The 26090-nt window shown below is 59.2% G+C and carries 23 protein-coding genes; 4 read left to right on the top strand and 19 right to left on the bottom strand.

Features of this window, described 5'->3' with window-relative positions; translation table 11 throughout:
• Window positions 1-2 precede the first annotated feature (2 nt).
• The 9 genes from QMK58_RS01755 to QMK58_RS01795 form a co-directional block, all read right to left on the bottom strand.
• Entirely contained in the window at window positions 3-812 is an 810-nt protein-coding gene (locus QMK58_RS01755; protein WP_053160708.1) for a MetQ/NlpA family ABC transporter substrate-binding protein, read from the bottom strand.
• A 128-nt stretch (window positions 813-940) separates the two neighbouring features.
• Window positions 941-2293: an LLM class flavin-dependent oxidoreductase gene (locus tag QMK58_RS01760; protein WP_053160709.1), complete on the bottom strand. Its 1353-nt coding sequence runs from the start codon at window positions 2291-2293 to the stop codon at window positions 941-943.
• Window positions 2293-3486 carry an SfnB family sulfur acquisition oxidoreductase gene (locus QMK58_RS01765; RefSeq protein WP_053160710.1) on the bottom strand — a complete coding sequence of 398 codons (1194 nt, stop codon included), beginning with the start codon at window positions 3484-3486 and terminating at the stop codon, window positions 2293-2295. The genes QMK58_RS01760 and QMK58_RS01765 overlap by 1 nt, the downstream gene beginning before the upstream one ends.
• 23 nt (window positions 3487-3509) lie before the next feature.
• Window positions 3510-4742 carry an SfnB family sulfur acquisition oxidoreductase gene (locus QMK58_RS01770; RefSeq protein WP_053160711.1) on the bottom strand — a complete coding sequence of 411 codons (1233 nt, stop codon included), beginning with the start codon at window positions 4740-4742 and terminating at the stop codon, window positions 3510-3512.
• A 295-nt stretch (window positions 4743-5037) separates the two neighbouring features.
• A complete protein-coding gene (locus tag QMK58_RS01775; RefSeq protein ID WP_053160712.1) occupies window positions 5038-5802 on the bottom strand; it encodes a hypothetical protein in 765 nt (254 codons plus the stop codon).
• Window positions 5803-6285: 483 nt separating this feature from the next.
• Complete coding sequence (gene tcyN, locus QMK58_RS01780; RefSeq protein ID WP_053160713.1) at window positions 6286-7041, bottom strand: L-cystine ABC transporter ATP-binding protein TcyN; 756 nt, start codon at window positions 7039-7041, stop codon at window positions 6286-6288.
• 4 nt (window positions 7042-7045) lie between these two features.
• On the bottom strand, window positions 7046-7711 hold the full coding sequence (tcyL, locus tag QMK58_RS01785; protein ID WP_053160714.1) for a cystine ABC transporter permease: 666 nt from the start codon (window positions 7709-7711) through the stop codon (window positions 7046-7048).
• On the bottom strand, window positions 7711-8511 hold the full coding sequence (gene tcyJ, locus QMK58_RS01790; protein ID WP_053160715.1) for a cystine ABC transporter substrate-binding protein: 801 nt from the start codon (window positions 8509-8511) through the stop codon (window positions 7711-7713). The genes tcyL and tcyJ overlap by 1 nt, the downstream gene beginning before the upstream one ends.
• Window positions 8512-8797: 286 nt before the next feature.
• Window positions 8798-9790 carry a D-cysteine desulfhydrase gene (locus tag QMK58_RS01795; RefSeq protein ID WP_053160716.1) on the bottom strand — a complete coding sequence of 331 codons (993 nt, stop codon included), beginning with the start codon at window positions 9788-9790 and terminating at the stop codon, window positions 8798-8800.
• 190 nt (window positions 9791-9980) lie between these two features.
• Here QMK58_RS01795 and epsC point away from each other — a divergent pair, with 190 nt between their 5' ends.
• On the top strand, window positions 9981-10907 hold the full coding sequence (gene epsC / locus QMK58_RS01800) for a serine O-acetyltransferase EpsC (protein WP_053160717.1): 927 nt from the start codon (window positions 9981-9983) through the stop codon (window positions 10905-10907).
• A 321-nt stretch (window positions 10908-11228) separates the two neighbouring features.
• Window positions 11229-13190, top strand: coding sequence for a choline transporter BetT (gene betT, locus QMK58_RS01805; RefSeq protein WP_172681840.1), 1962 nt, complete (start codon window positions 11229-11231; stop codon window positions 13188-13190).
• Window positions 13191-13214: 24 nt separating this feature from the next.
• On the opposite strand, the gene QMK58_RS01810 is transcribed toward betT, so the two are convergent.
• The 8 genes from QMK58_RS01810 to QMK58_RS01845 form a co-directional block, all read right to left on the bottom strand.
• Complete coding sequence (locus tag QMK58_RS01810; RefSeq protein ID WP_053160719.1) at window positions 13215-13475, bottom strand: hypothetical protein; 261 nt, start codon at window positions 13473-13475, stop codon at window positions 13215-13217.
• 195 nt (window positions 13476-13670) lie between these two features.
• Window positions 13671-14507 (bottom strand): taurine dioxygenase, encoded by an 837-nt coding sequence (gene tauD / locus QMK58_RS01815; protein WP_320395795.1) that lies wholly within the window; start codon window positions 14505-14507, stop codon window positions 13671-13673.
• Window positions 14508-14640: 133 nt separating this feature from the next.
• Window positions 14641-15477: a taurine ABC transporter permease TauC gene (tauC, locus tag QMK58_RS01820; protein ID WP_053160721.1), complete on the bottom strand. Its 837-nt coding sequence runs from the start codon at window positions 15475-15477 to the stop codon at window positions 14641-14643.
• On the bottom strand, window positions 15474-16268 hold the full coding sequence (gene tauB / locus QMK58_RS01825) for a taurine ABC transporter ATP-binding subunit (protein ID WP_053160722.1): 795 nt from the start codon (window positions 16266-16268) through the stop codon (window positions 15474-15476). Before tauB ends, tauC begins: the two co-directional genes overlap by 4 nt.
• A 16-nt stretch (window positions 16269-16284) precedes the next feature.
• The gene (gene tauA, locus QMK58_RS01830; RefSeq protein ID WP_053160723.1) at window positions 16285-17262 is read right to left on the bottom strand and encodes a taurine ABC transporter substrate-binding protein; all 978 of its coding nucleotides are present in this window, start codon (window positions 17260-17262) and stop codon (window positions 16285-16287) included.
• A 237-nt stretch (window positions 17263-17499) separates the two neighbouring features.
• On the bottom strand, window positions 17500-19083 hold the full coding sequence (gshA, locus tag QMK58_RS01835) for a glutamate--cysteine ligase (protein WP_053160724.1): 1584 nt from the start codon (window positions 19081-19083) through the stop codon (window positions 17500-17502).
• A gap of 257 nt (window positions 19084-19340) precedes the next feature.
• A complete protein-coding gene (locus QMK58_RS01840; RefSeq protein ID WP_053160726.1) occupies window positions 19341-19724 on the bottom strand; it encodes a PaaI family thioesterase in 384 nt (127 codons plus the stop codon).
• Window positions 19724-22048 carry a Tex family protein gene (locus tag QMK58_RS01845; RefSeq protein ID WP_053160727.1) on the bottom strand — a complete coding sequence of 775 codons (2325 nt, stop codon included), beginning with the start codon at window positions 22046-22048 and terminating at the stop codon, window positions 19724-19726. Before QMK58_RS01845 ends, QMK58_RS01840 begins: the two co-directional genes overlap by 1 nt.
• Window positions 22049-22409: 361 nt before the next feature.
• On the opposite strand from QMK58_RS01845, the gene ompR reads away from it, so the two are divergent.
• Both ompR and QMK58_RS01855 read left to right on the top strand, forming a co-directional pair.
• Window positions 22410-23150 carry a two-component system response regulator OmpR gene (gene ompR / locus QMK58_RS01850; protein ID WP_020795794.1) on the top strand — a complete coding sequence of 247 codons (741 nt, stop codon included), beginning with the start codon at window positions 22410-22412 and terminating at the stop codon, window positions 23148-23150.
• Window positions 23151-23265: 115 nt separating this feature from the next.
• Window positions 23266-24579, top strand: a complete 1314-nt coding sequence (locus QMK58_RS01855) for an ATP-binding protein (RefSeq protein WP_053160728.1) — start codon at window positions 23266-23268, stop codon at window positions 24577-24579.
• Window positions 24580-24664: 85 nt separating this feature from the next.
• Here QMK58_RS01855 and rimK read toward each other — a convergent pair whose 3' ends face one another.
• Window positions 24665-25570 (bottom strand): 30S ribosomal protein S6--L-glutamate ligase, encoded by a 906-nt coding sequence (gene rimK / locus QMK58_RS01860; protein WP_053160729.1) that lies wholly within the window; start codon window positions 25568-25570, stop codon window positions 24665-24667.
• Window positions 25567-26028 carry an ATP-dependent zinc protease gene (locus QMK58_RS01865; protein WP_172681841.1) on the bottom strand — a complete coding sequence of 154 codons (462 nt, stop codon included), beginning with the start codon at window positions 26026-26028 and terminating at the stop codon, window positions 25567-25569. The genes rimK and QMK58_RS01865 overlap by 4 nt, the downstream gene beginning before the upstream one ends.
• Window positions 26029-26090 lie beyond the last annotated feature (62 nt).

Here is a 26090-nt window from a genome sequence, read left to right on the forward strand (position 1 = left end):
GCTCAGCTTTCCCAGCCGGCTTGATACAGTTTGCCGTGAGCCTTATCCAGTGCTGCGCGTACGGCCGGCGAGTGCTGGTAGATGTCGACGAACTTGATCAGGCGCGGATCGGTTTTGCTTTTGGGCTGGATCACGAACTGGATCACGTATTCCTTGTGATCAAGACCGTCGAACAGCAGCGCGGAACCGGCATCGAAGGTCTTCGATAGGCGAATGTAGGCCGGGTAACCCTGGACCAGATCGGCGTCGTCGTAAGCACGCACCAGTTGCACGGCTTCGACCTGGAGGATTTTGATTTTCTTCGGGTTGGCGATGATGTCTTCTTCGGTGGCTTTGTATCCGACGCCGGGTTTAAGCGTGATCAGCCCCGCCTTGGCCAGCAACTGCAAACCGCGACCGCTGTTGATCGGGTCGTTGGCGATGGCGACGCTGGCGCCTTCTGGCAGCTCGTCGAAGCTTTTGTATTTCTTCGAGTAGAGGCCGACGTTGTTGATGATCCCGGGCGCGAACGGCACCAGGTCAAAACCTGCGGCAGCCTTGGCGTTTTCCAGGAAGGGGATGTGCTGGAAGTAGTTCACGTCGATATCGCCTGAGGCCAGGCTGACGTTCGGTGCGATCCAGTCGCTGAACTCCACCAGTTCGACTTTCAGGCCTTGTTTGTTGGCTTCCTCGACGGCGGCTTCCAGAGGAATGGCGAAAGCCGCGGTGGTGCCGATTTTCAATGGCGCGTCGGCGGCGAAGGTCACCGAGCTGAAGAGGCCGAGGGCCAGGGCCAGTGCTTTGACTGGGTGAGAGAAGTAGTTCTTTTTCATGATGATATATCCAGTCAGTGCATAAGGTTTGTGGTGCTTGGTCGGGCCTCATCGCTGGCAAGCCAGCTCCTACAGTGGATTTATGGCGTTCACAAAACCCTGTAGGCGCTGGCTTGCCGGCGATTCTTTTAACGGCGAAACGCCGAACCGGTGTGTTGCTCAGGCAAATGCGCCCCTTCGTGAAACAGCTTTTGCCGCAAGCTGCCATCGTCATAAGCGGTCTTGTACGACCCGCGCCGTTGCAGCTCAGGAATCACCAGCTCAATGAAATCCACATAGCTTTCCGGCGTGACAATCCGCGTCAGGTTGAAGCCATCCAACCCCGTCTCGGCGATCCAGGATTCCAGTTCATCTGCCACCTGCCCGGGCGAACCCACCACGGTGATGTAGCGACCACCGAGGGCGTGTTGCTCCAGCAGTTTTCGTCGGGTCCAGTCGTTGTTTTGCAGGTGTTTGGTAGCGGACTGAATGGCGTTGCTCTTCACGTACTGGATCGGTTCGTCGATGGCGTACTCGGAGAAATCGATCCCGGTGGAGGCCGAAAAATGCGCCACGCCGGCTTCGGCACTGGCGTAGCTCAAGTATTCGGCGTGCTTGGCCCAGGCCCGCTCTTCGGTTTCGTCAACGATCACGTTCAGGCCCATGAACACCTTGATGTCTTCTGGGTTGCGCCCCGCTTCGATGGCGCTGGCGCGGACGTTGTCCACTTGAACCTTGGTCGATGCTTTGGTCTGGCCGCTGATGAACACGCACTCGGCATGTCGCCCGGCGAACTGCAGTCCGCGATCCGAACTGCCCGCTTGAAACAACACCGGGGTGCGTTGCGGTGACGGTTCGCAGAGGTGATAACCCTCGACCTGATAGAACTCGCCTTTGTGCTCGACCTTGTGCACCTTTTCTGGCTGCGCGTAGATCCGCTGCTGCGGGTCGTTGAGCACCGCGCCGTTTTCCCAACTGCCTTCCCAGAGTTTGTAGAGCACTTGCAGGTATTCGTCCGCCTGGTCATATCGACGGTCGTGCTCGACCTGTTCGCTCAGGCCCATGGCCTTGGCGGCGCTGTCGAGGTAGCCGGTGACGATGTTCCAGCCCACACGGCCGCGACTCAAATGGTCCAGCGTCGACATGCGCCGAGCGAACAGATAGGGCGGTTCGTAGGTGAGGTTGGCGGTCAGGCCGAAACCGAGGTTTCTGGTCACCGCCGCCATCGCCGAAACCAGCAGCAGCGGGTCATTGACGGGCAACTGGATCGATTCTTTGAGCGGTACATCCACCGAGTTCTGGTAAACGTCGTAGACGCCGACGATGTCGGCAATGAACAAGCCGTCGAACAGGCCGCGCTCGAGCAATTGCGCCAGTTCGGTCCAGTACTCGATGGTTTTATACCGGGTCGATGTGTCTCTTGGGTGCGTCCACAAACCGTGGTTGATGTGCCCGATGCAGTTCATGTTGAACGCGTTGAGCAGGATCTTCTTGCGGGTCATCAGATGGTCCCCCGCAGTGGCGGGTTTTCATCGTTGAGGTAGTAGTTGCCGACGGCGTGATACTTCCAGCGCACCGGGTCGTGCAGGGTATGCACCCGAGCGTTGCGCCAGTGCCGGTCCAGTCCGTGCTCGCGTAGCGTCGCCTGACTGCCTGCAAGTTCAAACAATGTACTGGCGGCGGCGAGAGATATTTCGGTGCTGATGGCGCGAACTTCTGCGACGGCAATCGAGGCGGCTGCGACCGTGTCGGCGGTGGTCTCGAGTTGGGCTTTGTCGAGGAACTCACCCGCGCGTTCCAGTAGTGCTTCGGCGGCGTGCAGGCGGATGCTCAAGTGGCCGAAGCTCTTTAGGGTCAGCGGATCGTCGGAGGCTTTTTCATGGGTGGCGTCGATCCATGGACGGGTCTTGGTGCGCACGAAATGCAACGCATCTTCGTAAGCGGCGCGGGCGATGCCGGTGTCGATGGCGGCGTGGAGAATCTGCGCCAACGGTCCGACCGGCGTCGGACGCTCGAAAGCGCTTTGAAAGGGAATGACGTCTTCGGCAGCGACATAGACGTCTTCGAACACCACCGAACCGCTGCCGGTGGTGCGCTGGCCGAAGCCGCTCCAGTCATCAATCACGGTAAGGCCTTTGCTGTTACGCGGCACGAACGCCAGTTGCTGCACGCCGTTTTCATCTACCACGGATGTCGGAATTCGCTGGGCGTAAATCGCGCCCGTGGCGTAGAACTTGCGACCGCTGATGCGATAGCCGATGCCGTCGGGGGTCAGGCTGGTTGTGCGGTCGTGGGCGGTTTTGGTGCCGAGTTCGGCCAAGGCATTGCCGAAGCGCTGGCCGGCCAGAACCTGCGAGTACAAACGTTGTTTCTGCTCGTGGTTACCGTTCACGCGCAGCACTTCCAGTGCGTAAAAGTGGTTTTGCGGTATCTGTCCAAGCGAGCCGTCGGCCTGTGCGATCAGGGCGATTACTTTGGCCAGCGTAACGTTGGAAACACCTGCGCCGCCGTATTCTTTCGGCACGCTGATACCCCACAGGCCCGAGCGGGAAAATACCTCCAGCTCCGCGTGGGGCAAACGGCGTTCACGGTCGCGCAGGGCGCTGTCGCGTTTGAAGTCTTCGGCCAGATCGCTGGCGACAATCAGGGCTTGCTCATCGCTGGTGATGACCGCGACGTGGTGAGAACTTGTCATGTGCTTCTCCAGATGTCTGGTCGTCAGATCCAGGAATGACGGGCCGGCAAGGTGCCGTTCAGGCGGTACGCGCCGACGGCGTAATACTTCCAGCGCACCGGGTCGTGCAGCGTGTGCACCCGGGCATTGCGCCAGTGACGGTCGAGGTTGAATTCGGCGAGGGTTGCGTGGCTGCCGGCCAGTTCGAAGAGTTTTTCGCTGGCCTGCAACGAGATTTCGGTGGTCAGCACTTTGGCTTCGGCCACGGCAATCGAGGCGCGGGCGGCGGACTCGGCGGTGAAGGGCGCGGCGCTAACCTGATCGAGCACCTGCCCGGCCTTGCGCAACAGCGCTTCGGCGGCGTGCAGTTCGATTTTCAGTTTGCCGATGTCGGCGATCACGTAGAGGTCATCGCTGGCTCGTTCGACCTTGGCGTCGATCCACGGCCGGGCGCGTTTTTTCACAAAGTCGATGGCATCGTCGATAGCACCCCGGGCGATGCCGGCATCGATGGCGGCCTGGATCAACTGCGAGACTGCACCCTGGATATTGGGTGTTTCGTTGATCCGCCAGTTATCCACCACCAGCTCAGGATCGACCTTTACGTTGTTGAGCAAAATCGTACCGCTGGCGGTGGTGCGTTGACCGAAGCCCGACCAGTCATCAACGATGCGCAAACCCGGTGTACCGCGTTGGATGAACGCCAGCACTTGTCTGCCGTCCTCGTTCAATGCTTTGACCGCGACCCAATGGGCGAACAGTGCGCCGGTGGAATAGAACTTCTGGCCATTGAGGACGTCGTCAGCGGTGATACGCGCTTTCAGGTCCAGAGTGTTTTTGGTGCTGCGCTCAGGCCCGGCATTGCCGATGCGCCAGCCGTCGAGCACACTTTTGAACAGCAGTTGTTTCTGCGCTTCGGTGGCGCTACCGAGCACCAGATTAAGAATCCCGAACTGATTTTGCGGGATCTGCCCAAGCGCCGGGTCTGCTGCGGAAATGATCGCGAACACCTCGGCCAGGGTGACGAACGAAACCTGCGGGCCGCCGTACTCACGGGGAATGGAAATGCTGCCCAGGCCGCTGCGGGTGAACTGTTCGATTTCAGACCATGGCAGCTTGCGCTGTTGGTCACGTTTGGCGGCTTGCAGGCGGGCGACTTGCGCCAGTTCGTGGGCAGCCTTGATGGCTTGGGCATCGTTGCGCAGCACTTGCGCGGGCAACAACAACGGGGCGATGTCCAGGTCACTCTGGACGATTGCATCTGCCAGACTGGACATCAGTGCTGCTCCTTGGCTGCACGCAATGCCCTGGCGTTCTGCACTGGGGTGATTGTGTTCTGGACCATACCTACCTCACATCTTATGAAAGCGCCGCTTGTGGCCGCGCATGAAAACAAGGATGTCCGGTGGTCCGGTGTATATACCCTAAACTTGTATAAAAAATTTAGAAACTAACTTTTAGGAATATGTATAGAAGGTCAAAAGATCGCAGCCTGCGGCAGCTCCTACAGGGTTGACGACGATGCGCGCGGGAGCTGCCGCAGGCTGCGATCCTTTGATTCCAGGCCAAGACTCATCGCTTGCGGAGTTCGGCAGCCTTGAGCACTTTTTTCGGAAAGACTTTCAGACAAGGATTGGCACAACCAATCTTCAACAAACGGGCCGGCGCCCAGCGAGAGTTGTTGCCCACCCGGTCGAGGATGCAATACGTCACTTCCAGGCGCAGGTCTTCGCCAGCTTCGAGAATGATGGCCGGCGGCACCCAGACCTGAATGGGCTGGCCCACATCACTCGCCTTGAGCCTTGGCAGGTCCATGCGCGCATCACCCCAGCGCAAGGTGATTTCGTCATCGATGGCCATGTTCAGGTACGGCTCAATGGTCAGTGGAACACCGCGGTTGATCTGATTGGCGTTGATCCCCTGACGGCGAATCGCCTCGGGAATGCTGATCGGTGCGAGGCCTTGATTTTCATCGCCGCATAGCAGGGAGGGTTGGCCGCCAGGGCAGTCGAGTTTGATCTGCACTTGCCTGCTGGCAGATACCGTGGGCGCTTGGCCGACCCGCATGATCCGGTAGTGAATGCGCGAAGTACCGTTGGTGACGAAGCTTTCCGGAACCCGTAGCTGCACCGATTGCCCGATATCGCCGGGTGTCAGGGCTTTGGAGGCTACGTAGCAGTTGTCCCAGAACAGTTCGATCAGATCCCCTTCGTCCATGCCGGGGTAGGGCGCCACGTCGATCAGCAGATGCGCCGCGCCGGTGATGTTGATACCGGTCTTGTGAGATTGCGCCAGGGTCGGGGCCACGGGCCCGGGTTTGTTCGAGGTGCTTTTCATGGAGTCTCCTTGAAGTCTTGCAACGAAGTCCGTTTCTGGAAAAACAAAAAACGCAAATGTCGAACAGCAAAACATGTCATTACTTTGAGTTGGAATAATGATTAAGCGTTGTGAGTGTCGCGGCAGGAGTCTAGATAAGAGCGTGCTGGAATAAGTGTCAATGGGAATTATTAGTTAAGGCGGGAGAGGGTGGTTATTCAGAAAGTTCCTACGCTGAAAGGTTAATAAACCTTGGGTCTGTGTCGAATATGCCCGCTAAAACCAGTAGGATTCGGGTTTTTCATCGCAACGCCCCGCCCCTGTAGGAAATAGCCACGCAGCGGCCAATAGCATAATCAAATTGTTGTTTAAATATAAATATGTACCGCTTGCGCTGACAAAAAGTTGTCTAGCGTTCGCCTGTATTTATTTTGGGTTTGAAGAGGGTCGCGGGGTGTGGATGTAACTTCCATCCGTGGAAGTTGTCCGGTGTTGCGCAGGGTGTTAGTTGTGAGCGTTATTTAGGAACTTGCTGAGGAACTGTTTTGTCCGTTCTTCTTTCGGATTGGCAAACAGCGCCTTCGCTTCGCCTTGCTCAACGATCACGCCTTTATCGAAAAACACCACGCGATTGGCCACATCCCGAGCGAAGCCCATTTCGTGGGTGACGATCACCATAGTGCGATTCTCTTCGGCCAGGCCGCGGATGGTCGCCAACACTTCGCCCACCAGCTCAGGATCGAGCGCGGAGGTCGGTTCATCAAACAGGATCACTTCCGGCTCCATCGCCAGCGCTCGGGCAATCGCCACGCGCTGTTGCTGACCGCCGGAGAGACGACGCGGGTAAGCGTCCTCCTTGCCCGCGAGGCCAACTTTGGCCAGCAGCTTTTTACCCAAGGCAATGGCATCGACGCGCGCGATCTTCTTGACGATGATCGGACCTTCGATAACGTTTTCCAGGGCGGTGCGATGGGGGAACAGGTTGAAGTTCTGAAACACGAAACCCACATGCTGGCGCAAACGTCGCACCAGGCTCTGCTGCTGGTTCAGGGGGCGGCTGGTATCGATCTCGATATCGCCGACCTTGATCCGGCCGCTGGTAGGTTCCTCCAGAAAATTCAGGCAGCGCAGGAAAGTGGTTTTGCCCGAACCGCTAGGGCCGATGATCGCTACTACCTCACCTGCCTTTACCTCAAGATCGATGCCGTTGAGCACGACTTGACCCTTGAACTGCTTTGTCAGTTTTTCCACGACAATCATTGGGTCAGGACTCCTGGTCGTGCCGATTGACCCGCGCTTCCAACTGGTTCTGCAGGTGCGACAGCGCGGTTGCGAGAACCCAGTAGATCAGGGCGGCGGCAAGATACATGGTGAAGATTTCGAAGGTACGAGCGGTGATCAGTTGCGCCTGGCGGAACAGTTCCGGCACCTGGATGGTGGCGGCCAGCGCGGTGTCTTTGACCAGCGAAATGAAGCTGTTGCCCAGCGGTGGCAATGCAGTGCGCATGGCTTGCGGCAGGATGGCCCGGCGTAAGGTCTGCGCGCGGGTCATGCCGATACTGGCAGCCGCTTCCCATTGGCCGCGCTCGATGGAGCTGATCGCGGCACGCAGGATTTCACAGGCGTACGCGGCCATGTTCAGCGAGAAGCCGATCAGTGCCGCCGGCAGCGGATCGAGTTCCAGGCCTAACTGCGGCAAGCCGTAATAGATCACGAACAATTGCACCAGCAACGGCGTGCCGCGAAAGAACGACACGTAGATGCGGGCAATCCAGCTCACCAGCTTGAAACGCGACAGACGCATCAGCGCCAGGCCGAACCCCATCACCAGGCCGAAGAACATCCCGCCCAGGCTCAGAATCACCGTGTAGTACGCGCCCTTGAGCAAAAAGGGCGCGGAGTCCAGTGCGAGTTGAAAAGCTTCTTCCATTATTGAGTGACGTCAGCGTTGAAGTATTTTTCCGAAAGCTTTTTCAGAGTGCCATCGGCGCGCAGCTTGTCGATCGCCTTGTTCACCGCAGCCAACAATTCAGGCTCGCCTTTGCGCAGGGCAATGCCGGCTTCCTGGCGGGAGAACGCTTCACCGGCGGCGGTGGTGTCCTTGGCTTTCTTGGCGTATTCCAGCGCGGCCAGGCGGTCGATCAGGATGGCGTCGATGCGGCCGACACGCAGGTCCTGGAACTTGGTTGGATCGTCTTCGTAGGTGCGGATGTCAGCAGTCGGAACATTCTCTTTCACCCACTGCTCGTAGTTGGTGCCCAGGCCTACGCCGACTTTTTTGCCAGCCAGATCCGCGGCACTCTTGATGTTCAGCTCGGTGGCTTTCTTGGTCAGCACCAGTGCCTGAATCCCGGATACGGTGTAAGGCTCGGAGAAGTCGTACTTCTTCTTGCGCTCTTCGGAGATGGTTACCTGATTGATCACTGCGTCCAGACGCTTGGATTCCAGCGCCGCGAGGATGCCGTCCCATTTGGTTGGTTGCAGTTTGACTTTCACGCCCAATTCTTTAGCCAGTGCTTCGGAGAACTCGACTTCGAAGCCGGTCAGTTTGCCGTCGGCATCAACGAAACTGAACGGTGGATAAGTGCCTTCAAGGCCGACGTTGATCACGCCTTTGTCCTTGATTTGTTGCAGTTGCTCACCGGCAACCGCCTGGCCAATCAGGCCGGCGCTCAGTGCCAGGCCCAGCGAACCCACCAGCAGATTTCGACGTAGTGCGGAAAAATTCATGACAAGCCCCTGTGTTTTCTTATGGAAGACGCTTTAGGAAAGTTGGCAAATTCGGGATTTGGACGACTGCGATATCCTGCCTTAAAGCAGCTTATGCGTCTCGCTGCAAATTCGCCTGCGGCGTGACTATAAGATGACGCCTTTAGAATTGAAAATAATGGATATTATTTTTATTATTCTTTAATTGAATATACGTTTTATAAAAAAGATCGCAGCCTGCGGCAGCTCCTACATGGATCGGCGTGCACCTGTGGAAGCTGCCGAAGGCTGCGACCTTTTGAAGTGGTTACAGAAAATCCTTATAGGCAAACAACGCCGGCGCCCCGCCGGTGTGCAGGAAAATAATCGGGCCTTTGTCGAAACGCTGACGCCCGATCCCATCAAGCAACCCGGCCATGGCCTTGCCAGTGTAGACCGGGTCGAGCAGCAAGCCTTCCTGGCTTGCCAGCAGCTTCACTGCTGCCAGTGTCCCGGCGTTCGGCTCGCCATAGCGCGGGCCGAAGTATTCGTCCCATAACTCGACTTTAAAAGCCGCCGGCAGGTTCACGCCCAGCAGTTCGGCGGTGCGCTCGGCCAGGCCTTGTACCTTCGGCAGCTGGTCTTCCTCGCTGCGCGAAACCGTCACACCGATTACTGGCAAATCCGGCAGAGCTTCGCTCAAGGCCAATGCCAGACCGCTGTGGGTTCCAGCGCTACCTGAGGCCAGGACTACTGCGGAGAAAGTCAGGCCGGTGTCTTTGATCTGCTCAGCCAATTCCAGCCCTGCGCGGACATATCCCAGCGCACCCAAGGCATTGGAACCGCCGATCGGCACCAGATAGGGTTTTTTGCCGTTGCTGTGCAGGCGCCCGGCGAGCGCCTGAAGTTGCTCGTCAGCGTTGTCGAGGTTTTCCACCAGCTCGACCTTGGCATCGAACAGGTCGAGCAGCAGTCGGTTGCCATTGCCGGTGTAGTTACTGTCATCGGTGCCCAGCGGGTTTTCCAGCAAGGCCACGCAGCCGAGACCCAGCTTGGCCGCGATCGCAGCAGTCTGGCGTACGTGATTGGATTGCAGCGCGCCCGCGGTGATCAACGTATCGGCACCTTGAGCGAGCGCATCGGCGGCCAGGTATTCGAGTTTGCGCAGCTTGTTGCCACCCAGTGCCAGTGGCGTCAGGTCATCGCGTTTGACATATACGTCGCGGTCCAGCCACGTCGACAGGCGTTCGAGTTTTTCCAGGGCCGTGGGCTGACCGAGCAGGTCGAGGCGATTAAAACGAGCGAGCTGTTGTTTGATCATGGGTCCGTACTGGCGGTGAAAGATCTCAGGACTATAGGCACGGTGTTTTGCTGGGGCAACCGTCAATCTCTTATAGCCAAACGAACTGACCACAGCACAATTGGTTCTTAATTTGCCTCACGACCCTTGCCGTAAAGTAGGCGCCGTCAGTGCGGCCCGACAGTCCGGCCGCCCGTAAGGAGTCTTTACCGTGAGTGAGCGATCAAGCCATTGGCAATTGCAGACCATCGTCAGCGAGTTGCGCACGGCACGTGAACAGTGGCGTACACAAAACGGCCGGGCCAGCGGCGAACAGGGTGGCCGTGAGTTGCCCTCTCGGGCGGCCATGGCGGAGATTCTCGAAGCCTTGTGTGGTGCGTTGTTCCCGATGCGTCTGGGTCCGGTGGACTTGCGTGAGGAAAGTGAAGATTTCTATGTCGGCCATACGCTGGATGTCGCATTAAATGCATTGCTGGCTCAGGCGCGGCTCGAACTGCGCTACGCCGCTCGCCACAGTGCCCAGGCCGAGACTGAAGTCGAAGCCAAAACCATCCAGATCATTCAGGACTTCGCCCTCGCGTTGCCTGGGTTGCGCAGTCTGCTGGACACCGACGTACTCGCGGCCTATCACGGTGACCCGGCAGCACGCAGCGTCGATGAAGTGTTGTTGTGTTACCCGGGCATTCTGGCGGTGATTCATCATCGACTGGCTCACCATTTGTATCGGGCCGGGTTGCCGCTGCTGGCGCGGATCAGCGCGGAAATCGCCCACTCTGCCACCGGTATCGACATTCACCCCGGCGCGCAGATCGGCCGCAGTTTCTTCATTGACCACGGCACAGGTGTAGTGATCGGCGAAACCGCGATCATCGGCGAGCGCGTGCGGATTTATCAGGCGGTGACTTTGGGCGCCAAGCGCTTTCCGGCGGACGAAGACGGTCAGTTGCAGAAGGGGCAGGCGCGGCATCCGATCGTGGAGGATGACGTGGTGATTTATGCCGGGGCGACGATTTTGGGACGGATCACTATCGGCCAGGGTTCTACCATCGGCGGCAACGTCTGGCTGACCCGCAGCGTGCCGGCGGGCAGCAACCTGACCCAGGCTAATCTGCAGCATGATGATGGGGCGCAGAAGTAAGGATGTAACAGCTGTAGGAGCTGTCGAGTGCAACGAGGCTGCGATCTTTTCCAGGCGCGCCACCAACCAAAATCAGAAGATCGCAGCCTGCGGCAGCTCCTACAGAACACCTAAAACCAGAACCGCCGAGCCCTGCGATTAGTCCTTAGCCCCCTATGTATGTTTAACTTGAACGTTCATTCAAGTTAAACCGGTGGTTCGCCGCCCGCTCACAACAGGAGGCTTGCCTTTGCTGAGTCCGATTTCTACAGCCACGTTTTACCCCTGCGAGGTGCACCGTTCATGAGTGCATCGTCCACTCCCGCCAGCGGCCTGGTCCGCATGAATCCGCCGGTTTTCTACTTCTCGGCCAGCTTCATTCTGTTGTTTGGTATCGTTGTCATCGCCATGCCCGAGCAGGCCGGAGCGTGGTTACTGGCGGCGCAAAACTGGGCGGCCAATACGGTCGGCTGGTACTACATGTTGGCGATGACCCTGTATCTGGTCTTCGTGGTGGTCACCGCGTTATCGGGCTACGGCAAGATAAAACTCGGTGCCGACCACGACGAGCCCGAGTTCAGTTACCTGTCTTGGGCAGGCATGTTGTTCGCCGCCGGGATCAGTATCACGCTGTTCTTCTTTTGCGTGTCCGAACCCCTGACCCACATGCTCCAGCCGCCTCAGGGTGAGGCGGGCACCGCGGATGCAGCGCGCCAGGCGATGCAGATTCTGTTTCTGCATTGGGGTCTGCATGGCTGGGGCGTGTTCGCCTTCGTTGGCATGGCGCTCGCGTACTTCGCTTACCGGCACAACCTGCCGCTGGCCCTGCGTTCGGCGCTGTATCCGCTGATCGGCAAACGCATCAACGGCCCTATCGGTTATGCGGTGGACGGCTTCGGCATCATCGCCACGGTGTTCGGCCTCGGGGCCGATATGGGGTTTGGCGTGCTGCACCTCAATTCCGGGCTGGACTACCTGTTCGGCATCGCTCACACCCAGTGGATTCAGGTCGGCCTGATCACGCTGATGATGGGCGCGGCGATCATTGTTGCCGTGTCCGGCGTCGACAAAGGCGTGCGGGTGATGTCCGACATCAACATGCTGCTGGCCTGTGCGCTGCTGCTGTTCGTGCTGTTCGCAGGCCCCACGCAGCATTTGCTCAACACACTGATCCAGAACGTTGGCGACTACCTCGGCGCTTTGCCGATGAAGAGCTTCGACCTCTACGCCTACGACAAACCCAGCGACTGGCTGGGTGGCTGGACGGTGTTTTATTGGGCCTGGTGGATCGCATGGTCTCCGTTCGTGGGCCTGTTCATCGCACGGATTTCCCGTGGCCGGACCATCCGCGAATTCGTCTTCGGCGTGCTGCTGATCCCGCTTGGTTTCACCCTGGCGTGGATGTCGATCTTCGGCAACAGCGCCATCGACCAGGTACTCAATCACGGCATGAGCGCATTGGGCATGTCGGCCATCGACAACCCGTCGATGACGCTGTACTTGCTGTTGGAAACCTACCCGTGGAGTAAAACCGTGATCGCGGTCACGGTGTTCATCAGCTTTGTGTTCTTCGTCACCTCCGCTGATTCCGGCACCGTGGTGTTATCGACACTTTCCGCCAAGGGCGGCAATCCCGATGAAGACGGGCCGAAATGGCTGCGGGTGTTCTGGGGCGCGATGACCGCGCTGGTCACCAGTGCGCTGTTGTTCTCCGGCAGCATCGATGCGCTGAAGTCGGCGGTGGTCCTGACGTCGTTGCCGTTCTCGCTGATCTTGCTGCTGATGATGTGGGGGCTGCACAAGGCGTTTTATCTGGAGTCGCAGAAGCAGATTGCGCAGATGCACTCGCTGGCGCCGGTCTCGGGTTCTCGGCGTGGCAAGGGTGGCTGGCGTCAGCGCTTGAGTCAGGCGGTGCATTTTCCGTCGCGCGATGAGGTTTATCGCTTCCTCGACACGACCGTGCGACCGGCGATTGAAGAGGTGTCCGCCGTGTTCAGGGAAAAGGGCCTGCACGTGGTTACGCACCCGGACCCGGCCAATGACAGCGTCAGCCTGGAAATCGGCCATGGCGACCAGCATCCCTTCGTGTATCAGGTTCAGATGCGTGGTTACTTCACACCGTCTTTCGCTCGGGGTGGCATGGGTTCCAAGCAGCTCAACAACCGTCGCTATTACCGCGCCGAAGTGCATTTGAGCGAGGGCAGTCAGGACTACGATCTGGTCGGCTACACCAAGGAGCAGATCATCAACGACATCCTCGATCAGTACGAGCGGCACATGCAATTTCTGCATCTGGTGCGTTGACTGAGGGCAAGGCGCCGAGGCCGGTCAGGTCTCGGCGCTCAGCACCATGAACAACACCAAGGCCGCCACCGGGATGCTGAACACCATCGTGCCGATCCCCAGTTCCGTGCTTAGCGACTGGCCGGTCGTCACCACGCCGATAGCGCCATTGATAACCGTCATCGCCAACCACAGCACGACAAAACCGTAGGTCAGGGTCTGACGGCTGAAGCCGAGTTTCTCGCCGATGAACAGCATCATCGCGAGCAGAACCAGGCCGAAGGTGATGATGATTGTCGTGTGCATGCTTGCTCCAACCTTGCGATAGGAATCGCCGCTTTGATGCTTTAGCGACTTTGTTCCTGTCGAGTGTGGTTGTGCAAGTGTGAAGTCGGACTGAAGCGAAAGTCAGTCGCTGAAAAAAAATCGCAGCCTGCGGCAGCTCCTACGGGTGTACATCAGTTCCGTGTAGGAGCTGCCGCAGGCTGCGATCTTTTGATCTTAAAACGGTACATCCCCCAATACCGTCGCCCGCTGCATCACCCGTCGTGCCGGGCGGTAGTCGTCCACTGCGTAATGTTGGGTCACGCGGTTGTCCCAGAACGCAATGTCGTCCTGCTGCCAGCGCCAGCGAATGGTGAATTCAGGCCGCGTTGAATGGGCGAACAGGAATTTCAGAACTGCTTCGCTCTCGGTTTCCGACAGCTCGTTGATTTTCGAGGTAAAGCCTTCATTGATGAACAACGAGCGGCGTCCGCTGACCGGATGCGTACGGATCACCGGATGCGACAGCGGCGGATTCTTGCGCCGAGCTTCTTCCCACTGGGCCAGCGCTTCGGGCGTGTTGCCATAGCGCTCCAGCGGGAAGGAGCGGGTGAAATCGTGGGTGGCGGTCAGGCCTTCGAGCAAGTTTTTCAAGGGTGCCGACAAGGCTTCATAGGCTGCAATACCGCTGGCCCACAATGTGTCGCCACCATACTCTGGCAGCAGCTTGGCGCTGAGTACTGCACCCATGGCCGGGGTCGGCAGGAAGGTGACGTCGGTGTGCCAGATCGCGTTATCGCGCACGTCGGTGACGGCAGTGTCGAGGATCAGCACTTCGGGTTGCTCGGGTACGTTCGGGTAGATCGGGTGAATGTGCAGGTCGCCGAAATTGGTGGCGAATCGCGCCTGTTGCTGCGGTGTAATCGGCTGGTTGCGGAAGAACAGCACCTGATGCTTGAGCAGTGCCTGTTCTATGGTGTCGCGCTGCTCCAGGTTCAGTGGCTGGCTGATGTCGACGCCGCTGATTTGCGCGCCGAGGGCAGAACTCAAAGGGGTGATGGACAACTGGCTCATGATGATTCTCTTCAATCCGGTTTACCAACGGTAGGAGCGAGCCTGCTCGCGATAGCGTTGCATCAGTCAAAGCACCGTTGTCTGGCAATCAGCAATCGCGAGCAGGCTTGCTCCTACAGGGTTGTTCAATTATTCAGTGGGCCTGGCCGTGCCACGGCACCAGTTTGCGTTGCAGGGCGCGCAGGCCCATCTCCATCGCGAAGGCGATCAATGCGATCACCAGAATCCCCAGCACCACCACATCGGTGACCAGAAATTGCGCGGCTGACTGCACCATGAAACCCAAGCCGCTGGTGGCGGCAATCAGTTCAGCAGCGACCAGCGTCGACCAGCCCACACCCAGACCGATGCGCACCCCGGTCAGAATGTCCGGCAAGGCACTCGGCAAAATCACATGGCGAATCAACTGCGTCCGGGTTGCTCCCAGCGACTGCGCGGCCCGCAGTTTGGCAGGGTCGACGGTACGCACGCCGGTGGCGGTGGCGATAGCAATCGGGGCGAAGATCGCCAGATAGATCAAGAGCACTTTCGACAACTCACCGATGCCGCACCAGATCACGATCAGAGGCAGATAAGCCAGTGGCGGAATCGGCCGGTAGAACTCGATCAGCGGATCGAGCACACCTCGGGCGATACGGTTGGCGCCGATGGCGATGCCCACCGGCACGGCAGTGAGAATCGCAAAGCCGAGGCCCAGGCCGATACGGCTCAGACTCGCTCCGAGGTGCTGCCACAAGGTTGAATCCATGTAGCCCGAGGTGGCGAGCAGCCAGCCTTTTTGCAGCACGGTGGACGGTGGCGGCAAGAACAGCGGTTCGATCAAACCGCTCGCCGTTACAGCCCACCAGATGAAAACGAGTACGCCCAGCGTCAGCACGCTGATCCAGCGAGTGCTCAGGCTGCGGTGGATCGGACTGACGTTCGCGCCGGGTTTGATCTGCGTCGTGGCGGGAATTTCGTAGCTGCTCATGCGCGCTCCTGCCGCTGGGCGGCACTGCGTTGGGAGAACACTTTGGCGAGTACGTGTTCGCGGGTTTCGATAAAGCGTGGATCAGATTTGATCGAGCGGGCCGACTCGCCAGCGGCATAACGGTGACCGAAATCCAGGCTCAGGCGCTCGACGATTTGCCCGGGGTTTGGCGCCAGCAGAATCAGGTCGGTGGCGAGGAATACCGCTTCTTCAATGTCGTGGGTAATCAGGAACACCGGTTTGGCCGTACGCCGCCAGACCTGCAATAACAGCTCTTGCATCTGTTCACGGGTGAAGGCGTCGAGGGCGCCGAAGGGCTCATCCATCAGCAACACACGCGGGTCGGCGGCAAGGGCACGGGCCAGGCCGACGCGTTGCTTCTGACCCCCAGAGAGTTGCCAGATCCGGCGGCTCTCAAACCCGGAGAGGTCCACCAGCGCGAGCATTTCCCGGGCGCGGATTTCGCGTTTGTCCCGGGCGATGCCGGCCAGTTCCAGACCAAAGCCGACGTTGGCCAGCACGTCCTGCCAAGGCAGCAGCGCATCGTCCTGGAACACCACACCGCGTTCGGCGCTCGGGCCTTTGACCGGCACGCCATCGAGGGTAATGCGCCCGGCGCTGGGCTCGACGAAGCCGGCAATCAGGTTCAACAACGAAGTCTTGCCACTGCCGGACGGGCCGAGGGCGACCAGCAATTGCTGGGGGCCCAGACTCAGGGAAATATCCGCCAGCACCGGTTCCGGGCTGCCGGGGTACTGTGCGCTGATACGCTCCAGCTGTAGCAAGGCCATCGCAGTTAACTCCCGATCAATTAGTGATGAACTTGGCGCTGACGTACGGCGCGTAGTCCGGTAGCACCGCCTCGACCTTGCCTTGCTCCTTGAGGAACGCAGCGGTGTCGGTGATGGCTTTGGTGGTCGGTGCGCCGAGGGTGATCACCTGATCAGCCGCCAGCGGGTAGACGTTGCCTTGCAGCAGCAGTGGAATATCACTGGCCTTGGCGCCGGACAGTTTTACAAGCTTGTCGACGTTGCTTTGATTGGCGAGCCAGGCTTGTGGGTCTTTGCGATAGTTGGCGTAGGCATCGAGTGTCACTTTGGCGAACGCGGTGACAATTTCCGGATGCTTCTCGGCGAAGTCTTTGCGCACGATCCAGGCATCGAAGGTCGGTGCGCCGAACTTGGCCAGTTCGCCGGAGGTGATCAGCACTTTGCCGTTTTCCTTGGCGACACCCAGCGCTGGGTCCCACACGTAAGTGGCGTCGATGTCGCCGCGTTTCCAGGCAGCAATGATCGCGGGCGGGGCGAGGTTGAGGACGGTCACTTTCGATGGATCGATGTTCCAGTGTTTCAGCGCGGCCAGCAGGCTGTAGTGGCCGGTGGAAACGAATGGCACGGCGATTTTCTTGCCGATCAGGTCTTGCGGGGTCTTGATCCCGGAGCCGTCCCGGGCGACCAGGGCTTCTGCGGCGCCGATCTGGGTGGCGATGAGGAAGGTTTCCACCGGCACTTTGCGGGTAATGGCGGCGGTCAGGGGGCTGGAACCGAGGTAGCCGATCTGCACATCACCGGAGGCGATGGCGGCAATGATGTCGGCACCGTTGTCGAATTTGCGCCAGTTGATGTTGGCGTTGGTGGCTTTTTCGTAGCTGCCGTCTGCCTGGGCGACTTTAGCTGGGTCCACGGTGGTCTGGTAGGCGACGGTGACGTCGGCTGCCTGGGCAAAGAAACTCGCGGTAGCCAAAGACGCGGCCGCCAGTAAGCGAAGAGGGAAAGTCAGTTTCATCAGAAAGCTCCTTGTCAGGCGACCGAGTGTCGGCGTGAGAAAGAGACTAAATGATATAAGAATTCGAAAATAAATAACTTTTTCGAATTAGCTTATGAGTGAGAGATGTTTAGGGTGGTTCTTTGTAGGAGCCGGCTTGCTGGCGAACCAGGCAACGCGGTGTGACAGAAACACCGCCTTCGCTGCGATGCGGCGACCCGACAAGCCAGCTCCTACAAGTTTGCGTTGCGCTTGAGGTTAGTTACTGATCGCCAGAATGCTCGCCTGGTACGCCCCGACAAACACATCGAAATCGCCGACTTCGTTCTGTTCCAGCTCAACCTGCTCAGCCAGCGACGAACGCGCCCGCTCCTCAAACTTCGCCTGTTCTTCAGTCGGCAGCGGCTCGCTGCGGAAGAACTCCGCATGGGCCTGGCTCTGGCGCAGGGAGAACTGGGCAAAACTTTCCTTGTGTTCGGCCATCGACGCCAATACCTGGGCCGACGGTGTCAGGGACGGGTCCTGGACCTTGGCCATCTGAGCGTCCAGCGCCTTGCTGTGGGCATCGCCGCCATGGCTCTGATCAAGCAGGGCGGCCAGTGGTGCAATGTTTTCCAACAACTGGCCAGCCCACTCTTTCAGGTCGACCGGTTGCCCGTCACGATGCAGTTGCAGGCCCGGCCGACGCCCTTCCTTGACCACGCTGAGGAAGTTCGACGTCGCGTTGCCGCAACTGGTGTTGGTCAGCAACGGGCTGTCGTTCAGCGCGCAATACAGCAGGAACGCATCGAGGAAGCGCGACTCGGTAAGGTCGATGCCCATCGGCAGGAACGGGTTGATGTCCAGACAGCGTACTTCGACGTACTGGATGCCACGGGCCACCAGTGCCTGAATCGGTCGCTCACCGGTGTAGGTCACGCGTTTCGGGCGGATGTTGGAGTAGTACTCGTTTTCGATCTGCAGGATGTTGGTGTTGAGCTGAACCCACTCGCCGTCCTGATGCGTGCCGATCTCGACATAGGGCGCATAGGGCGTGGCGACCGCTTTGCGCAGGCTGTCGGTGTAGCTCGACAGGTCGTTGTAGCACGGTGTCAGACCGGCCTGGGCGTTGCTTTGGTAACCCAGGTCGCTCATGCGCAGGCTAGTGGCGTACGGCAGGTACAAGGTGTGTGGGTCCAACTGCTCCAGCTGGTGCGAACGACCGCGCAGGAAGCCGGCGTCCAGCGCGGGTGAAGCACCGAACAGATACATGAGCAGCCAGCTGTAGCGGCGGAAGTTGCGGATCAACGCGATATAGGACGACGACTGAAAGTCGCGGTCGGTGCCAACAAAACCTTCGGCCTGCTTGAGCAGCGGCCAGAGTTTTTCCGGCAGGGAAAAGTTGTAGTGAATCCCGGCAATGCATTGCATGGTTTTGCCGTAACGCAGGGCCAGACCCTTGCGGTACACGTACTTGAGCTGCCCGATATTGGACGTGCCGTAATAGGCGATCGGGATGTCTTCCTCGGCCGGCAACGGGCACGGCATCGAGGGGCTCCACAGGTACTCGTTGCCGAGCTTGCTGTAGGCAAAACGGTGAATGCTGTCCAGGCTCGCCAGGGTATCGGCAGGATCAGGCAGGGCCGGGGTAATGAACTCCAGCAGCGACTCGGAATAGTCGGTGGTGATCTGTTCATTGGTCAGCGCGGAACCCAATTCTTCCGGGTGCGGCGTTTGCGCCAGGCGACCTTCGCCGGTCACGCGCAGGCATTCACGTTCGATGCCGTGAAGGCACTGTTCGAGCAGAGAGAGGTTAGCTCGCTCGCCAAGCAGGGCCAGGCGGCGGTTGAGAAGTTCGCTCAAGTTGGATTCCTTCACGCGTCAGTCGCCCCAATATGGGGGTGGGCAAGACGGTCTACAAGGGTGAAGTTAAAACTGGCGTTTTCGCCTGGTTTTTGCATCGAACAGCCGTGACCCCTGTAGGAGCGAGCATGCTCGCGAAGAAGGCAGGGGCGCCGCTGACATCCTGGCAGCCCTGGTCATCGGTGACCTTCATCGCGAGCATGCTCGCTCCTACAGGTTTCTTAGCGCCGAAATTAACTCAAATCGACAACATCTAGCTACAGGGCAGCGAACGTGCCTTGTGCTTTCGCGACCAGTTTGTCGCCCTGCATCACATCGGCCTCGACCACCAATGTGCGGCGCCCCGGGTGGATCACCCGGGCCGTGCACATCACCTCGCCGTCTGAGATGGCGCGGATGTAGTTGATCTTGCACTCGATGGTCGCGCTCTGCTGGTCAAAGCCGTGGGTGCTGGAACAGGCCAGCCCCATGGCAATGTCCACCAGGCTGAACAAGGCCCCGCCGTGCAGTTTGCCGGCGCGATTGCGCAGCTCCGGTTCCAGCACCAGGGCGACTTGCGCCACCCCGGTTTCCAGGCTGTGCAAGCGACAGCCCAGCAGCTTGAAAAAAGCGCTTTCGGTGTAACCGGCGGGGATGTCCATCAACGTTTCTTCAACTGCTTGGCGTTGGCGAACAGCGAAGCCATGGCATTGTTGCTCGGTGCCGCTGACGCGGTTTCTTTGCGTGGAGCAGTGTTCTGGGATTGGCGTGGTGCCGATCCCGGACGTGCGCCTCGAGCGCCATCGATTTTTTCGCCAGGAGTGTCGCTCATACGCATCGACAGGCCCACGCGTTTACGCGGAATGTCGATTTCCATGACCTTCACCTTCACCACGTCACCGGCCTTCACCGCTTCACGTGGATCCTTGATGAACTTCTCCGAAAGCGCAGAGATGTGTACCAAACCGTCCTGATGTACGCCGATATCGACGAAGGCTCCGAAGTTGGTCACGTTGGTCACCACACCTTCGAGAATCATCCCCAGTTGCAGGTCCTTGAGGTCTTCGACGCCTTCCTGGAACTCGGCAGTCTTGAACTCAGGGCGCGGGTCGCGGCCTGGTTTTTCCAGTTCTTGCAGGATGTCGGTGACCGTTGGCAAACCGAAGGTTTCGTCGGTGTACTTCTTCGGATCCAGACGCTTGAGGAACGAGGCATCGCCGATCAACGAGCGGATATCACGGTCGGTTTCAGCGGCAATGCGCTGCACCAGCGGATAGGCTTCCGGGTGAACTGCCGAGGAATCGAGCGGGTTTTCGCCGTTCATTACGCGCAAGAAACCTGCGGCCTGTTCGAAGGTTTTCTCGCCCAGACGTGCGACTTTCTTCAGCGCCGCGCGGGTTTTGAAGGCGCCGTGCTCGTCGCGGTGGCTGACGATGTTCTGCGCCAGCGTTGCGTTGAGGCCGGAGATCCGAGCCAGCAGCGCTACGGAAGCGGTGTTCACGTCGACGCCGACGGCGTTCACGCAGTCCTCGACCACGGCATCCAGGCCGCGCGCCAGTTTCAGCTGCGACACGTCGTGCTGGTACTGGCCGACACCGATGGATTTCGGATCGATTTTTACCAGTTCTGCCAATGGATCTTGCAGGCGACGGGCAATCGACACGGCGCCACGGATCGACACGTCCAGGTCCGGGAATTCCTTGGACGCCAGTTCCGAGGCCGAGTAAACCGATGCGCCAGCCTCGGACACCATGACCTTGGTCATCTTCATGGCTGGGTATTTTTTGATCAGCTCGGCCGCGAGCTTGTCGGTCTCACGGCTGGCGGTACCATTGCCGATGGCGATCAGGTCTACCGAGTGCTTGGCGCACAGGGCGGCGAGAATCGCGAGAGTCTGGTCCCACTTGTTGTGCGGCACGTGCGGGTAAACCGTGGCGTGATCCAGCAGCTTGCCGGTGGAATCGACCACTGCCACCTTGCAGCCAGTGCGCAGACCAGGGTCGAGACCCAACGTGGCACGCGGGCCGGCCGGGGCCGACAGCAGCAGGTCGTGCAGGTTGTGGGCGAACACGTTGATCGCTTCGGTTTCCGCGCCGTCGCGCAGTTCGCCCAGCAGGTCGGTTTCCAGATGGGTGTAGAGCTTGACCTTCCAGGTCCAGCGCACCACTTCGCCCAGCCATTTGTCGGCGGCGCGGTTCTGGTTCTGGATGCCGAATTGCTGGCCGATCATGCCTTCGCACGGATGCATGCTGCCCGGCAGCTCATCGCCGACTTTCAGTGCGGAGCTGAGGATGCCCTCGTTGCGGCCCCGGAAAATCGCCAGGGCGCGGTGCGATGGCATGCTTTTGAGTGGTTCGTCGTGTTCGAAGTAGTCGCGGAACTTGGCGCCTTCCTCTTCCTTGCCGGCAATCACGCGAGCGCTGAGGGTGGCTTCCTGCTTGAGGTAGCTGCGCAGCTTTTCCAGCAGGCTGGCGTTTTCGGCAAAGCGTTCCATCAGGATGTATTTGGCGCCTTCGAGGGCTGCCTTCACATCGGCTACGCCTTTGTCAGCGTCGATGAAGCGTGTGGCTTCGGTTTCCGGACTCAGGGTCGGGTCGTTGAACAGGCCGTCAGCCAAGTCGCCAAGGCCGGCTTCCAGAGCGATCTGGCCCTTGGTGCGGCGCTTTTGCTTGTAAGGCAGGTATAAGTCTTCGAGGCGGGTCTTGGTGTCGGCGAGCTTGATGTCGCGTTCGAGTTGCGGGGTCAGCTTGCCTTGCTCTTCGATGCTGGCAAGGATGCTGATGCGCCGTTCGTCGAGTTCTCGCAGGTAGCGCAGGCGCTCTTCCAGATGACGCAATTGCGTATCGTCGAGGCTGCCGGTCACTTCTTTCCGGTAACGGGCGATGAAGGGGACGGTAGAGCCTTCATCGAGTAGCGCGACGGCCGCTTCGACCTGTTGTGGGCGTACACCGAGTTCCTCGGCAATGCGGCTGTTGATGCTGTCCATAAAACCACCTGAAAAATTGTGAAAGCAGGCTCGCAGGCGCACAGATAGGGCCTCGGCGAGTCTGGTTGAGCGGCCTGGCCTGCGCCGCTACCTGGATCAAAAGGTATCCCGTTGACCCGTGAAATCGAATAATTACTGCCGGCACCGTGAAAATAAAAAGCGGCTACCTGGCGTAACGATCAGACGTTGCCTGACACAAAAGGCCGCGCATTATAACCAGCGTTAAGGCATTCGGGGCCATCGTGGTGTGCAGGTGCAAAGGCCGGTTTTCTGGCGCTCGAGGAAAAATCTGCTAACAATGCACACGGTGCGCACAACGGCAGCTACGCCATAATGCGCGCCGAGATCAAAGGAGCATCCAATGAGCAGCACTGCAAACATTGCTGAAGGCGAAAAAATTCTTATTGTTGACGACGATCCGGGCCTCAGCAGCCTGCTGGAACGTTTTTTCGTCAGCAAGGGCTATCGCGCCCGCGCCGTACCGAACACCGAGCAAATGGACCGCCTGCTGGCACGCGAAGTGTTCAACCTGGTCGTCCTCGACCTGATGCTGCCCGGCGAAGACGGCCTGACCGCCTGCCGCCGTCTGCGCGGCGCAAACAATCAGATTCCGATCATCATGCTGACTGCCAAGGGCGATGAGCTGAGCCGCATCAAGGGCCTCGAACTGGGCGCCGACGACTACCTGGCCAAGCCGTTCAACCCCGATGAATTGATGGCGCGCGTAAAAGCCGTCCTGCGTCGACAGTCGGCTCCGGTGCCAGGCGCGCCGGGCAGCGAAGACGAAAGCGTGACCTTTGGTGACTATGAACTGTCCCTGGCCACCCGCGAACTCAAGCGCGGTGAAGAAGTACACATGCTTACCACTGGCGAGTTTGCGGTACTCAAGGCACTGGTGATGAACGCCCGTCAGCCACTGACCCGCGACAAGCTGATGAACCTGGCCCGTGGCCGCGAATGGGATGCCCTGGAGCGCTCCATCGACGTACAGATTTCCCGTCTGCGCCGGATGATCGAGCCCGATCCTTCCAAGCCTCGCTACATTCAGACTGTCTGGGGTGTGGGCTACGTGTTCGTTCCGGATGGCGCCGCCACCAAATGATTGGCAATTTGTTGTAGGAGCGAGTCGTGCGGGACGGGGCGTTGGCCTTGCCCGCAGACTCGCGATCCGCAATGTGCGAGCATCGCTCTCTCCTGCAAGTGCGTAACGGTTCCCCATGAAGACCCCGGTTTGGTTTCCACAAAGTTTCTTCTCTCGCACCCTCTGGCTGGTGCTGATCGTCGTGCTTTTCTCCAAGGCTCTGACGCTGGTTTATCTGCTGATGAACGAAGACGTGCTGGTTGACCGTCAATACAGCCACGGCGTCGCTCTGGTGCTGCGCGCCTACTGGGCGGCCGATGAAGAGAGTCGCGCCAAGATTGCTGATAGCGCGCCCTTGATTCGGGTAGTGGGTGCCGGCGTCCCGGAAGGCGAGCAACATTGGCCGTATAGTGAGATCTACCAGCGGCAGATGCAGACCGAGTTGGGGCCGGACACCGAAGTGCGACTGCGCATGCATTCTCCCCCGGCGCTGTGGGTTCGTGCTCCGAGCCTGGGTGAAGGCTGGTTGAAAGTGCCGTTGTACCCGCATCCGTTGCGCGGCCAGAAAATCTGGAACGTGCTTGGCTGGTTCCTTGCTATCGGTCTGCTCTCCACTGCTTCGGCCTGGATCTTCGTCAGTCAACTCAATCAACCCCTGAAACGCCTGGTGTATGCCGCCCGGCAACTCGGCCAGGGTCGCAGCGTGCGCCTGCCGATCAGTGATACACCGAGTGAAATGACCGAGGTCTATCGCGCCTTCAACCAGATGGCCGAAGACGTCGAGCAAGCGGGTCGGGAGCGTGAACTGATGCTGGCCGGTGTGTCCCACGACTTGCGCACGCCGTTGACTCGTCTGCGTCTGTCTCTCGAACTGATGGGTGATCGCACCGACCTGACGGATGACATGGTGCGTGACATCGAAGACATGGATGCGATTCTCGACCAGTTCCTGGCGTTCATTCGTGACGGGCGCGATGAGACGGTGGAAGAGGTCGATTTGAGCGATCTGGTCCGCGAAGTCGCCGCGCCGTACAACCAGAACGAAGAAAAAGTGCGTTTGCGCCTGGAGCCGATCCAGCCGTTTCCGCTGCGTCGGGTGTCGATGAAGCGACTGCTTAACAACCTGATCGGCAATGCGCTGCATCATGCAGGCAGCGGTGTCGAAGTGGCGGCGTACGTTTCAGGTGATACCGCCGCACCTTACGTGGTGCTGAGCGTCATGGACCGAGGTGCCGGGATTGATCCGTCGGAGCTGGAGGCGATCTTCAACCCCTTCACCCGAGGCGACCGTGCCCGGGGTGGAAAAGGCACCGGGTTGGGTCTGGCGATCGTGAAGCGGATCGCTTCGATGCATGGTGGCAATGTTGAGTTGCGCAATCGTTCGGGCGGCGGGCTGGAAGCGAGGGTGCGGTTGCCGTTGGGTTTGATGTTGCCGCGGGATGCGGTTTAACGACTGAAAAGATCGCAGCCTGCGGCAGCTCCTACAGGGGTACACGTTGCTCTGTAGGAGCTGCCGCAGGCTGCGATCTTTTGCTTTATCCCTTACCCTTGGTCCGGGTCATGTTCGGCCCGCCATTCTTTTCCAGATGCTCGATGATAATGCCGGCCACGTTCTTCCCGGTGGTAGTTTCGATCCCCTCCAGTCCCGGTGACGAGTTCACCTCCATCACCAGTGGCCCGTGGTTGGACCGAAGAATATCCACACCGGCTACCGACAAACCCATGACCTTTGCGGCGCGCAATGCGGTCATGCGTTCTTCCGGCGTGATCTTGATCAGGCTCGCACTGCCACCACGATGCAGGTTGGAGCGGAACTCGCCCGGCTTGGCCTGGCGCTTCATTGCCGCAATGACCTTGTCGCCGACCACAAAGCAGCGAATATCGGCACCACCCGCTTCCTTGATGTATTCCTGAACCATGATGTTCTGCTTGAGGCCCATGAACGCCTCGATCACTGATTCCGCCGCCGTAGCGGTTTCGCACAGCACCACGCCGATGCCCTGGGTGCCTTCCAGCACCTTGATCACCAATGGCGCACCGTTGACCATTTCAATCAGGTCAGGAATGTCGTCGGGAGAGTGGGCGAACCCGGTGACCGGCAATCCGATGCCCCGACGCGACAACAATTGCAGCGAGCGCAGTTTGTCCCGAGAACGGGCGATGGCGACTGATTCGTTGAGCGGAAACACCCCCATCATCTCAAACTGGCGCAACACCGCGCAGCCATAGAACGTGACCGATGCGCCAATACGCGGGATGACCGCGTCAAAACCTTCAAGCGGTTTGCCACGGTAGTGGATCTGCGGCTTGTGGCTGGCGATGTTCATATAGGCGCGCAGGGTATCGACCACCACCATCTCATGGCCGCGTTCGGTACCGGCTTCAACCAGGCGGCGGGTGGAATACAGACGCGGGTTCCGCGACAGCACAGCGATCTTCATGCAACACCTGTGGAGGAGGTAGATACCGGGAACACCGGCTTGTCTTGTACATACTTAATGCCCGGATTGACTACCAACTGGCCGTCGATCAAGGCTTTGGAACCCAGTAACAGGCGATAACGCATGGACTTGCGGCAAGCCAGTGTGAACTGGACTCTCCAGACCCGGTCACCCATGGCCAGAGTAGTGCTGATCACGTATCGCACCTGCGCATGACCGTTCGAGCTTTTAATGGTTTTCATCGTCACCAGCGGCGCTTCGCAGCGGCGGTGACGCAGTTGCACTACTGTGCCCAGATGCGCCGTAAAGCGCACCCATTGCTCACCGTCTCGCTCGAACGTCTCGATATCGGTGGCGTGCAGGCTGGAGGTGCTGGCGCCGGTGTCGATTTTTGCCCGAAGGCCGGCGACTCCCAAATCAGGGAGCGCCACCCACTCGCGCAGACCGACAACGGTCAAATGGTCAAATGTCTTCAATATTGCTCAACCGGTAGAAACCACGGTGGCCGCAGACGGCCGAA

Origin of the sequence: Pseudomonas sp. P8_241 (genome assembly GCF_034008315.1) — a bacterium.
In the GTDB taxonomy this organism is placed as follows: Bacteria; Pseudomonadota; Gammaproteobacteria; order Pseudomonadales; family Pseudomonadaceae; genus Aquipseudomonas.